Source organism: Vibrio sp. B172a (genome assembly GCF_030248355.1).
Classification (GTDB): Bacteria; Pseudomonadota; Gammaproteobacteria; order Enterobacterales; family Vibrionaceae; genus Vibrio; species Vibrio owensii.
Genome location: NZ_JAHGAC010000008.1, coordinates 149907 through 162504, shown reverse-complemented (window position 1 = coordinate 162504; position 12598 = coordinate 149907). Strand labels below are relative to the sequence as shown.

At 43.0% G+C, this 12598-nt stretch carries 11 protein-coding genes; 7 read left to right on the top strand and 4 right to left on the bottom strand.

Annotation, left to right across the window (positions count from 1 at the left end):
• Positions 1-78: 78 nt before the first annotated feature.
• Genes KIT90_RS10640 through KIT90_RS10630 form a run of 3 tightly spaced genes read right to left on the bottom strand, consistent with a single transcriptional unit; the run spans position 79 to position 2134 of the window.
• Positions 79-909 carry a hypothetical protein gene (locus KIT90_RS10640; RefSeq protein WP_285376612.1) on the bottom strand — a complete coding sequence of 277 codons (831 nt, stop codon included), beginning with the start codon at positions 907-909 and terminating at the stop codon, positions 79-81.
• Positions 909-1766, bottom strand: coding sequence for an ABC transporter ATP-binding protein (locus tag KIT90_RS10635; protein ID WP_285376610.1), 858 nt, complete (start codon positions 1764-1766; stop codon positions 909-911). Before KIT90_RS10635 ends, KIT90_RS10640 begins: the two co-directional genes overlap by 1 nt.
• Positions 1763-2134, bottom strand: a complete 372-nt coding sequence (locus KIT90_RS10630; protein WP_050902345.1) for a GntR family transcriptional regulator — start codon at positions 2132-2134, stop codon at positions 1763-1765. The genes KIT90_RS10635 and KIT90_RS10630 overlap by 4 nt, the downstream gene beginning before the upstream one ends.
• Before the next feature lie 447 nt (positions 2135-2581).
• Here KIT90_RS10630 and gltS point away from each other — a divergent pair, with 447 nt between their 5' ends.
• Both gltS and KIT90_RS10620 read left to right on the top strand, forming a co-directional pair.
• Positions 2582-3808, top strand: a complete 1227-nt coding sequence (gene gltS, locus KIT90_RS10625; protein ID WP_005428834.1) for a sodium/glutamate symporter — start codon at positions 2582-2584, stop codon at positions 3806-3808.
• A 244-nt stretch (positions 3809-4052) separates the two neighbouring features.
• Positions 4053-4808 (top strand): hypothetical protein, encoded by a 756-nt coding sequence (locus tag KIT90_RS10620; RefSeq protein ID WP_285376608.1) that lies wholly within the window; start codon positions 4053-4055, stop codon positions 4806-4808.
• A 51-nt stretch (positions 4809-4859) separates the two neighbouring features.
• On the opposite strand, the gene KIT90_RS10615 is transcribed toward KIT90_RS10620, so the two are convergent.
• On the bottom strand, positions 4860-5636 hold the full coding sequence (locus KIT90_RS10615) for a hypothetical protein (RefSeq protein WP_285376598.1): 777 nt from the start codon (positions 5634-5636) through the stop codon (positions 4860-4862).
• Positions 5637-6295: 659 nt separating this feature from the next.
• On the opposite strand from KIT90_RS10615, the gene KIT90_RS10610 reads away from it, so the two are divergent.
• From KIT90_RS10610 to KIT90_RS10590, 5 genes are all read left to right on the top strand, one after another.
• A complete protein-coding gene (locus tag KIT90_RS10610; protein WP_226982138.1) occupies positions 6296-6988 on the top strand; it encodes an AraC family transcriptional regulator in 693 nt (230 codons plus the stop codon).
• A 604-nt stretch (positions 6989-7592) separates the two neighbouring features.
• Positions 7593-9038, top strand: coding sequence for a TrkH family potassium uptake protein (locus tag KIT90_RS10605; RefSeq protein WP_285376597.1), 1446 nt, complete (start codon positions 7593-7595; stop codon positions 9036-9038).
• A gap of 63 nt (positions 9039-9101) precedes the next feature.
• Positions 9102-10202: a hypothetical protein gene (locus KIT90_RS10600; protein WP_285376595.1), complete on the top strand. Its 1101-nt coding sequence runs from the start codon at positions 9102-9104 to the stop codon at positions 10200-10202.
• A gap of 170 nt (positions 10203-10372) precedes the next feature.
• Entirely contained in the window at positions 10373-11206 is an 834-nt protein-coding gene (locus KIT90_RS10595) for a helix-turn-helix transcriptional regulator (protein ID WP_053052529.1), read from the top strand.
• 460 nt (positions 11207-11666) lie between these two features.
• Positions 11667-12575: an urease accessory protein UreD gene (locus KIT90_RS10590; protein WP_285376594.1), complete on the top strand. Its 909-nt coding sequence runs from the start codon at positions 11667-11669 to the stop codon at positions 12573-12575.
• The last annotated feature ends 23 nt before the right edge of the window (positions 12576-12598 follow it).

Genomic DNA, 12598 nt, shown 5'->3' with positions numbered 1-12598 from the left:
AGAGTGAAGATAGATGGTGCTGAAAATGAAAAAAGCGAGGACAGTACCTCGCTTTTTGTGTGGTTTCGCTTGTGCTTGTTAGTTCACGGTGCGGCTGAACTTGATGCTAGCCGTCCAAGCAAGCACACCGATGAAAGCGTAAATCCCAACGTTCATCCAACCTGCATCTGGAATCGCGCTGAACGGGTTTGGCGCAAGAATCGCGTGCAGTGGTAGATAGAAAATTGCTGAGAAGAAATCATCCAGACCATAGAAGTTGAACATCGCAATTGGCATCCAACGTAGCGCGTAAATACCAATCAAGATCACCAATAGTGGTGAGTTCACTTTCTGCGAGATTGCCATTGCGGTTAGTGCGAGCGGCAATAACAACACCCCAGCCACCACCATTCGAAGCAAGAATTCAATCCAGTTCAGCAGCACGAAGCCCAATGATGCCTGGCGATACAATAACGCCAGCTGGTGGTCGGTTGAAACATTCAACATCCACAGCATAAAGTCGGCAGCGAAAACCAATACCGAACACACCAATGGAATCACCAATAAACCAAACGTCAGCTTCACCAGATGGGTTTTCACGTCACTGACAGGCATACTGCGCCAAAACATGATACTGCCCTCTGAGCGCTCTTTACGCAGCGTTCTCGGGAAGTATTGAGTGCAAAGCAGGATAGACAACAAACCAATGCCGCCGGTGATCAGCATGTTGACGTCATCGCCGAGTTCTTTGTGGATGTCACTGACATCACCACCAAGGCTCATTTGGAAGAACATATTGTGTTGCAGTGTCGAGCTACTCATTAAGCTGACAAACAGCAGCACGCCACAGGCAAACATAAATAATGGCACGCGCGTAACCAATGGGTTCTCTAGCCATTCTTTACGCAACATCGCGACAATTGATTTCATTATGCTGCCTCCTTCTGCAATGCCAAGAACAGATCCGCAAGCTTGACGCCATACACATCACCCAGCCCAGCTATTTGCTCTGCGTATTGAGACGACAGCAACCATTTAGTTGTGCCCAAGCCTTTTTGTGATGACAGTGGTTTCAGCGCTTCGATTTGTGCGCGATGCTCATCACTGGCATCAAGAATGAAGTAATCTTCGCTGATGCTGTCCATTGAGGTTTGCAGGACCGGTCGACCGTGTTTAAGGATCAGCACGTCCGTCAGTAGGTGTTCGATTTCCGATACTTCATGGCTCGCTATGATCAGCACACGCTCGCCATCGTGGAACCATTCCAGTAAATGACGGTAGAAGGTATCGCGATAAACCAAATCCAAACCAAGCGTCGGCTCGTCCAGAATCAGAATCTGCGTATTGGTCGCGATGACGACAGCCAAGTGCAATTGCACCTTCATGCCTTTCGATAGGGATTTGATACGTGCGCGCGGCTTGATGTCGGTTTGACGAAGCATGGCATCGGCTTTGCTGCGATTGAAACCTGGGTGTACGCCCTCGGTGTAATCGAGCAGCTGAGCAACGGTCATCCAGTTTGGCAGAACGTTCACATCCGAGATGTAAGACAAGCTCTGCATGATTTTGTCGCGTTGCATGATTGGCTCAAAGCCGTTGATGCGAATGGTGCCCTGATATTCGTGTGCACCGAGTAGGGCGTTAATGAGAGTCGATTTACCCGCACCGTTATGACCTAACAAGCCAAGCACTTGGCCTGCTTGTAGATCAAAGCTCACGTCATGCAGCGCTTCACCCTGCTGACGATATTGCTTGGAGGCGTGTTTTACACTGACTAATGCGCTCATTGGTCACCTTCAATATGTGTTTGGATTTGTTGGATAAATTCATCAAGTGACATATCCAGACGTTGTAGTGTGTCGGCGATCTGCGGAATTTGTTGTTCAAGGAAACGGGCTTTTTCATCAGCAAGCAGCTGTTTTTTTGCACCTTGGGCGACAAACATGCCTTGCCCACGTTTCTTCTCAACCAATCCTTCATCAACCAATAACTGATAGCCTTTCATGACCGTCAGGTGGTTGATCTTCATGTCCGTAGAGACACTGCGTACCGAAGGCAAAGCTTCGCCCTCTTGCCAGATGCCTTGCAATATTTGCTGGGTGATCTGGTCAGCCAACTGACGGAAAATCGGTTGGCGATCATGCCAATGCGTCATGATTGGTTTCCTTGGCTGAGTTGGTGTTATATATATGTATAACACCTTAGCGATGGGATAGAAAGCGCCAATCTTCTTGCGTTGTTTTCTCAATCACTTTTGTCGATGAAAATTAGACAAAGTTTGCACCAGAGTTTCACGCAAAATTTGCACGCAATCGCATACGTTTTTGCCTTCAAAAACTGGTAAAAAATTGTTCACTTCTCATAAGTTGAGAAGAGCCAAAAAAACGAGAAAATTGCGCCACAAAACTTGGTGAAAAAGTGTGTTTTTTCACTGAGTGAGAATTGGGTGAATATCCGAGTTGTTGCTTTCTTATTTAATGAGAATTTAGTGGGTTTGGACCCTAGAAAACCACACGTTCAGTAGGCACTCTGACCTGCCTAAATACCGCTCAACCTGCGAGTTGTTACTCAAAGGATGAGAAAAAGGAGGCAAAGAGGTTTTATGAATCAGGTCATTTCTGTCGGTCCACAAGAGTCGTTTCTCGTCGCTATTTGTGTGTTGTTCTTGGGACAATTCGTTAACGCTAAATTACCGATCTTAAAGAAATTCAATATTCCCGAGCCAATTGTGGGTGGTTTGATTGTCGCATGTGCGATCACCGCGATGCACTTCAATGGCGTGGATTTAGTTTTCGATTTACCGCTGCAAAACACTTTCATGTTGATGTTCTTCGCTACCGTTGGCTTAGCAGCGAACTACACCCAGTTGATTAAAGGTGGCGCTAAGGTGTTTATCTTCTTAGCTGTGGCATCGGTGTACATTCTTATCCAAAACGCGGTCGGTGTATCTTTGGCAACCGCACTCGGCTTAGACCCGCTAATGGGCTTGATTGCAGGCTCGATTACGCTGTCTGGCGGTCACGGTACAGGCGCAGCATGGTCGCAAACCTTCCAAGACATGTACGGCTTACACAACGTACTAGAAGTGGCAATGGCATCCGCTACCTTTGGATTGGTGATTGGTGGCATCATCGGCAGCCCAGTAGCGCAGCGATTGATTGATAAACGTAACCTTGAATCTGAATACGGACGCACCAACCAAACTCACGAACGTTTTCCTGAATTGGTGACCTACAACGAGCACGAAGAAGACCGCGTAACCGCGAAGAAAGTGGTCGAGAGTTTATCGATCATTCTATTGTGTGTTACTGGTGCCGATTACTTAGAAGGCTGGGTGAGCAGCTTTGGTATCAAATGGCTGATGATTCCAGACTTCGTTTACGCGCTGTTTATCGGTGTGGTGATCACCAACATCATGGAAGTGACCAAAGTACGCAAAGTGGATGTTGAAACGGTCGATATTCTCGGTACGGTTTCGTTGTCTCTGTTCCTAGCGATGGCGCTAATGAGCCTAAAACTGTGGAACATCTTCGACTTAGCAATCCCGTTCCTCATCATTTTGGCGGTGCAATCGGTGATTCTAGCGGTTTTTGCTTACTACGTGACATTCCGCGTGATGGGCAGCAACTACGATGCAGCTGTCATCGCAAGTGGTCACTGTGGCTTTGGTCTGGGCGCAACCCCAACCGCAGTAATGAACATGGGCTCTATCGTTAACCGCTTCGGTCCATCACCACAAGCCTTTATGGTGGTGCCTATTGTTGGCGCGTTCTTTATCGACATCGTCAACCTAGTGATTCTGCAGGGCTGTATTTCTTTTATTAAGTAACCTGCCTCGTTCCACAAAACAAAAGCCAGTCCTGCGAGACTGGCTTTTTTGATCTGACGTACTTCTTCTCTTGAATGAGTTACGGCGCAGGGCTCCTCTCCTTTAGATTCTCAAGCAAGTTACAGTGAAAAACCGTCAACTTCCGGTATGAGACCCAAATAAAAAATGAGCGTGCTAGGGTGCAGAGTCACCATTAAGTTTGTTTGTTAAGGGTATCAACCTCTTGTAGGTCTTTAGGAGATTTATGGGCCTCTTAAAACGCATTTTGGGACACTCGTGCGAGAACACGCACTATCAAGTCAACCGTGTCCAATCACACTATGTTTCTATACCTTGTGAAGCTTATTGTAAAACGACGGATGCCTGTCTGATTCATCTCTACAGGGATAAACATCAACGTTTGGCAGATCGCTTCATCAACCGCTCTACCTTTTATTACTCGGATAACGAAGATCCGAATGAACTTGTGACTTTATTGGACCTTGCTTGGCGTGGTTTATGCCCGAAGGCTAAAGTGCCAGCGGTGAGAAAGGTCATCTATGAAAAACAGCAGGAAGTACTTGAGAGCCTTCAAGGTATGGACAGTTACATCTTGCTGGTCGGTTCATGGTTGGGTGTGGAAGTCAGTAATTTCAGACGCAATGTGCAAACCAAGCATCAAGAAATGATAGAAGATCGCTTGTTGATATTTGGCGAGGAAGCGGAGGCGTTCCCTATTACGGAGGAATATGGCAGTGAGCTGTATTTTTATAAGTACCAACTGCTGCTGGATATCACGATTAGGGCAAATGAACTTAACGTAAAAAACGTCGTCGCTCGGTGTACTTTCCGCTGGTTTGACGCGATATTAGCGGGCATTTTTCTGGGTAGCATGGAGCGAGAGGTGATTGAGGAAATCCTTGATATGCACAATTACCATCAGAACGTGCTTAATCAGATTTTTGAACTGGCGGGAATCGGTTCTCTAGAGCAATTTCTTTTAAACGTTAAGCCAGCGTAGAAGTATGATAAGCGTATCAACCGTGGGTAGGATGATACGCTTTCACAAGTTCTAGCTTTTTCGATGCAATTTCTCATAGGTTGCAAAGCTAAAAGCGCAAGCTGAGGAGATCAGATCTTGCTTGATGATGGTGACGGCATTGGCATCACTATTGGCGTAGTGTTTAGTAAAATGAACTTCTAGCGTACCCTTGTCTCGATACCCACTCATTACCGGCTTTATCGATATCTCTTGGTTGAGTCCTTCTGCTTCGTTGGGCTCGCCTAGGCTGAGTACTTTCCCCACATATAACCTTCTATCCGACAGGGTCAGCATGACCATTTTGTCCCCTTTTTCTAACGCTGATTTAAAGAGAAAGTCATCCAGCGAGCTGTCGGAAAAGACTCTCGCATTCAGTCGCTCTTTTGGGCTAAACGTCATGTAGCGAATGCAATATTTGATGTAGGCGAGCAGAGACCAAAATACAGGTACGAGCAACATCGAAAACGTAATCATGGTCACCCAGGTGAGATTGATAACCTCTTGATTGGTAAAGGCATCAAGTTCATAGAGTAGGTTCGATGTAAACTCATAAGGCGTCTGTGCCAACAATGCATCAGGTAACCATTTTATCGGAGCTACATGTGTGATGGCTGCGAAAAAATACGCGTAGCGATTAATGATCAAGACTAAGCCTAAGGCGATAAACAAACACATCATGCCTAAGTTTGCGCTTTTTAAGTACAGGTACTGTCCTTCATAACGGTGCACCTTGTATCGATAGAACGGATGGATATGACAAACCAAAAAACCACTTACCAAGATTGGTAAGATTAGCAACAAAAACAACTATTTCTCCTCAACGAGTAACCGAGCTCTTTCATAAATATTGTTCGTCATTAGGTCTTGATGAACCTCTTTGGCAGATATAAACACGGTCCCCCTGCCAACGACTTTTAATGATGTGTAAGAATGATTGATCTTTCTTGAAAGGTGTCGCTCTTCTTTCGTTCCCCAAAGACCGAAAGTAAAAAATCGAATAATTCGCTCCATAATTCCTTCGAAAATAGTGGTATATCTCAGATGATATTAAAAATATAAATAGAAACCCAGATAGTGTACCAACCTAGTTGTGTTATATCGAATGAGCGAATAATTAAATGGTTGTTATTATGAGGTGTTAAATAATAATGGCAGGATTTTCTGTCTGTTTTCTATAATAAACAGCCTCTTATCATGTTAACTGCGTTTCTTTACCAGAAAATACACCAATAAATACGAAATGTAGAAATTCCATCATATTGTTTTGAAAATATCTCATTGATTATGGCTCATGATGCTTTCAGTGGGAGGAGTGATACTCTCAGAAAAAAGCAGCAGGTTATTCGCATATGTTTTTCCATCAAGTTCAATCAAAGAAAGTCACACTGAAGCCCTACCGTTCGAAAAGGAGCTTACTCGTTCGGATATCTAACTACCAAGGGTTCATCGCCATCAATGGAAACGAAGTGTCATTGTTTAACAATAGCTTATTGGTTATCCCGGAAGGGGCGATGGTTGAGTGCGATCTGCTTAGGCAGGGGGATGAAAGCTCATTTGAGGTAGTGACTCTCAACAAGACTGACATCAAAAAGATGAAGGTGAAGCTCGAAAAGCTTAATGACCTCATCTTAAACAAAAACAAGAATGAGTCATTTATTCTGTATAAGAGTAAAGAACTGTGTGAAATCTTTTACTCAAATAGACAACTTAATAATTGCCAAAAGCTGAAAAGCATTAAAAATATCGCATTGAAGCAGAGTATCTTTCACTTGGTATTACTGCTGTATAAAAAAGGTGTGGATGTCAGCATATTGTTTAACAGTGATTATCACATATCGTTGTCTTCTCGTTTAGCCAAGCTGTTTATGTCTGAACCAACGAAGAAGTGGACGTTAGACTTGGCGGCGAGTTGTATGTTTACCAGCCCTTCTACGTTACGGAGAAACCTCTCTAAGGAAGGGGGAGCCTTCTCGCACATTCTCAATGATGTAAGGTTAGGTATCTCCATCAACTACTTAACGTTCACGTCATACAATGTTTTAAAAATCAGTGAACTCAGTGGTTTCAATAGCTCGGCGTACTTTTGTACGATCTTTAAGAAAAAGTATGGTGTGACGCCTCAGGAATTCAGAAAAAACTCCAAAGAAAACAATGTCTAATGGCGATGGTTATATGGTGGATCAGCGTTAATTTGAGAACTGAGACCTAAAAAAGTAGATGGCATGGGTTAGTAAATCTTTATCCATGGAAGATAGAGTATCGTCATTTTTCTTGAGCAGAATGTCGAGTGAATTGATGAGTCCATTGCTCATGATGGAGCTTAATGGCAAACAAAACTTCGAGAGATATAAATCAGTGGTGGTTTTGGATAACTTGACATAAACCGTTGTTAAACATGATGTAATTTGAATCTTTTCACTGCAATTGCTTAAGGGGGATGAAAAGTCTGTGTTTATATAGCAGTTACTCGACATCGAATAACTCGGTAATAGAGGGAGATTTTTAGGCAGAAACATAAAGTTATAAGTATTAAGTCAGATTGTTTTTAATCAGTTGTTTATCTCAATGTAACGAAAGTACAAGAATAAGTCATTGCGCGATCTGCCTATTGTGTTTTGATGTTTCTTCTTAATAAATATCATTATTTATATTTTTGCTCATATTGTATCTGTCATTGATTAAACCTTATATATCCATTGAATTTGATTGGGAAAATTGAATAAATAATAAAGTTTTTGGTAAGAATAAATGAACTGATTTTTAATGATTAGCTATAAACCAGTGTTTCTCGTTTTGGGATTCCTGTTATCTAAACTCGCATTGTTTATGTATATCCCATTTTTGATGGCTGTAGTGACAGGGACTCAAGGAGCGTTAGATTTTGGTTTATCAGCAATCATTACCCATATCGGGGGATTAGTGTGCGTGGCGATTGGTGGGAAAACGTCACTCGTTCTCAAAGTAAAAGATGCGTTTTTGATCACCACGCTAGTCTGGGTTCTAGGCAGCGCGTTTGCGTCACTTCCCTTTGTATTCATCAATGAAATCAGCTTCACTAACGCTTATTTTGAAACCATGTCTGGTATCACCACGACTGGGTCTACGGTTCTTGCTGGTCTTGATGACATGGCACCCAGCATATTGCTTTGGCGTTCGCTGCTTCAGTGGTTTGGTGGCGTAGGGTTCATCGTGATGGCTATCGCTATTCTACCCATGATCAATGTTGGTGGGATGCGACTCTTCCAAACCGAATCCTCTGATTGGTCAACAAAAAGTGCACCGCGAATGAAGAGCGTTGCTAAGAGTATTCTGTCTGTTTATCTGCTGCTGACTTTTCTTTGTGTGATGAGCTACTTGCTATCTGGCATGACTGTATTTGATGCGATAAACCACTCACTGACCACCGTATCTACCGGAGGATATTCAACGACCGATGCCTCCATGAACGGCTTCTCGCCAATGGCTCATTGGGTGGCAATCATCTTTATGTTTGCGGGTGGTATGCCATTCATTCAATTTGTGGCAGCAATCAACCAAAAGAATCTCTCTTGCTTAGTGAAAGACGCGCAAATCAGAGCCTATTTTAAGTTGGTGGTTGCGCTGAGTTTGGTTGTTGCTTGCTGGTTGGCATTGAAGCTCGATTATCCGTTTATCGACGCGATTCGTATTGCGACCTTTAATATCGTTACGGTGATGACTACCACGGGTTTTGCATTGGACGATTTCTCCAGTTGGGGGAGTTTACCAACCATTTTGTTTTGCTTCGTTCTGTTGATGGGTGCGTGCTCTGGCTCAACGTCAGGGGGCTTCAAAATCTTCCGAATTCAGATAGCGACCTCACTCCTTAAAAAGCAGGTTTTCCAGTTGGTACACCCTTCTGGCGTCTTTACCTTGCGTTACAACAAAGCGCGTTTGTCAGACAGTATTGTGCAAGGTGTAACGGCATTCGCTTTTGTTTATGCATTAACCATTATTTTTATCGCAATGTTATTGGCAATCATAGGCTTAGACCCTATCACTAGCTTGTCCGGTGCCATTACTTCGGTGGCGAATGTCGGTCCTGGTCTCGGTTCTATTATTGGTCCAACTGGCAATTTCTCGACACTGCCAGACGCTGCGAAGTGGATTTTGAGCCTCGGAATGCTGATGGGACGCTTAGAAATCCTCACCATTGTGGTCGTTTTATCTCCTTGTTTCTGGCGTATTTAACCTCGCCGACTTTTCCAACGCTAATTAGCGAGCTCTTCAGGTTTTTATTTTTAAATGACGATTATGAAATTGGTATTTTTTGCAAAAGAGATTCATCACTTTATCTTGCGTGTTCATGCTGTGGATGGGAGAAAAAAGAAAGAAATTAGAACGTTAAGGCAAGGCTTATGTCGCACCCTACAGTTTGAAGGCGCGGGGTTTGAGCTCTATTCCTTGCTAGAACCAACACATGATATCTCCAAGGCTCAGGTGATACGTCTAGCTAAAGATAAACTGAAAATCTTAGTCCGAAAATTCAAAAAAGAATTCGAGGAAAAAGAAAACGACGCCCTTGATGCTTTAGAGAACCAAATCATTGGTTATTTATTTAACTCTGAGCAGAAGGTGAGCCTAAAAGAGCTCTCTCAAAACCTCTATATCAAGGGTGTTTATAACCAAGAGACGCTCGTCACCACCATGAGTCGGTTGGTAAAAAGTAACAAGGTGAATGTGACCCACACGGCTCTGGGCAGTATGTATTACATCGATTATCGCAATAACTGGGTCTATGATGGTGACAACCAATCCTACATCCAATGTAAATGTCATTATCACTGTGCAACCTGCGAGCTGAACTTGGACTGTGCCTATCAGCCAAAACACAAAATCGTGCGTGAATTCTATAAGTTGATTGATGTTGGTTTGGCTGTCGCTACGGGCAAGTTGGAGAAAGAGAGTGATAGCTTGCTTGGTGACACCATTCGCTTTTACTCGAGTATTAAAACACCGAGCGAGACAAGAATATCGGAGGGTGTGGATTATACCGTGATCAACTCAACGGATGATCAGTTCGTTGTCATTGATAACTTGGGCGACCCATATAACGTGTTATTGGAAGACTTAAATTGGTTTCGTATGGATTTAGGTAATCAATGTAAGAGCAAGCAAGAGAAGGTCGCCGTCAAGAGGCGGTTTATCAGCAACTACGAGTCAAAGCGTAAGACCAGAAATTGCATTGTTCAGTGCTTGTCATCCATCGGCGACACTTCAGTATCGGTCGATACGTTAATGATAAAGCTAGGGTTGTTAAGACTGCCTATTGAAAAAGCGCTCACTCTGCTTGAAGAAGAAGGGGTAGTCAAAAGCCTAACTGAGGCTAACACCAAGAAGTACTTGTTATGCTAGTCGAGTTTCTTGCTTTTACTGCGACCAGTTTTCTATAAGGGTAGGGGATCGATTTAGATTTGAAGTCATATAACTTCATTTATGGATTGATTATCTATACATGTCGCACAAAGAATCGACTATCTTGCTAGTATGCTTGACAGTATATAGATGTTAATTATTTGATAGCAATGTTTTTTCATAATATTAATGCCAGCAATTTTAGGCTACACAATTACAGAACTAAAAAGACGATATTTGCCAGAGTCTCAGGTTATCAAGGAGACATTAGTATTAATGGCTCTCCCGTTCAAGAGTTTAACAATAGCTTAATTATCATTCCAAAAAACTCGTTTGTTCACGTTAATATATCAAAATTAACTGAACAGTCTGAATTAGACTTTATTAGCTTAAATGATTTTGATATTGGCTTTATTAAGCAAGACCTTTATGAGTTAAACAAGTTTATCTTTGATAAGAGAAATCGAAAGTTGTGTCGTTCGAGTGATGGCGGAAATTTCTTAAAAGCTCATAACAAAGATTTTTGTGATGTCTTTTTAATGAATCGGGTCGTTGATGGGCATCGTTGTATGGGGCGGTTGAATAAAGCGCTGCTTAGACAGAGTGTGGTTGAACTTCTGATTCACCTACATCTGGAAAACAAAGACATCAATATCGTCTTAAACATGAAAAGTGACCTGTCGGTTTCTGAGAGATTGTCCAATCTGCTTATGCGTGAACCGAGGAAGCATTGGACGCTTGAGGCGGCGGCTTTGTCTATGGCTACCAGCATTTCTACCTTGAGGAGAGGATTATCAGCAGAGCAGAAGTCTTTCTCTTGCATCCTCAACGAGGTGAGGCTCAATGTCGCGATTCGGTATCTGAAGTTTAGTAACTTCAGCATATTGAAGATAAGCAACCTGAGTGGATTTAAGAGCTCCGCCTATTTCTGCACTGTGTTTAAAAAAAATAAACTTACCACACCTCAGCAGTTCAGAAGCCGCTTCAGAAAATCCATTGTTTAAGTTTGGCGGTTTCCGGTAATTCACTCTTATCTCATCGTTTAGCAATGATAGAAATTGTGAGTAAATTCACTGTTTATATTTTTTATTTAGTAATGCGGAAATAGTTTTAAACATTCCATTAATAATGAAGTGATGCTGACATTTATATTGTAATCTTTTGGGCAAAATGTCTAATTTAGACTTCGCTTGATTCCTGTATATTGTGTCCATTCGTTACAGCATCGATATAGAAATTCATGTAATTGTGTAAGTTTATTAATAGTGACGCTATGGGTGAAATTAAAGAAGAGAATTATTAAGTCTATCTTTTTTCACTAGGCGTTATTTATTACTCGTAATTTCTATTCCTATTCAGCGTTATTCGTTGAAGTTTGACCTATTTCATTCGTTACCAATGAAACGGTAATACGCATTTTAATCCTAATTTTTTATTTAAAGGTAGGTAGAAAGGTATGTTCATATGACAGATTTCCAAACGACAACGACTGACAAAACCAATATACCTCGTGTTGATCAAGGTTTTGGTCTCAATCGTCAGTGGTTAGCGTCTTTGACATTAAAATTTGGTGCTCATGCTGAAGGCAATTCCAGTGTCACACGATTAAATACCCTACGACACTTTGGACCTCTGATTGTCCAAAGACCTTTCTATCCTGAGGGCAAAGATGGCTGTTGCCATGTCTACATTCTGCACCCGCCTGGTGGTTTGGTGAGTGGTGACGAGCTGAACTTCAACATTGGTGTACAAAGTGACGCTCACGCTCTAGTGACAACCCCCGCCGCAAACAAGCTGTACAAAGCCGACCGCAACTTGGTGCCGTGGAAACAACACACCAACTTGGATGTTGAGGATAACGCCATTTTAGAGTGGCTTCCTCAAGAGTCGATTGCTTTTGATGGTTCTATTGGTGACCAAACTTGCACGATCAACTTGGGTACAAATGCCAAGTGTCTTGGCTGGGAAATTACCGTTCTAGGGCGACCTGCCAGTGAGCTGCCATTCGAAAGTGGGTGCATCACTCAACAATTTAACCTCTACCAAAATGGCAAACCGCTGTGGCTTGAAAGACAAACGGTCGACCCGACTCATCCGCGTTTTACCGGTAAGTGGGGACAAGGTGGTTCAACGGTTCACGCCAATATGTGGGCGGTGGGTCTAGACGATCCAAAACAAGCCATTTTAGCACTTCGAGAGCACATGCCAGCATCCGACCGTTGGGCGGTGAGTGAGCGACGTGGCGTGTTGGTCATCCGCTATCTCGGTACCGAAAGGAACGAAGTTTGGGACTTATTCCAACAAGCGAGAGAAGTATTGCGTCCGCTGCTCATTGGCATGGAACCAGTGATACCAAGAATCTGGCTGACTTAATCAAACTCGAATTATAACGCCTT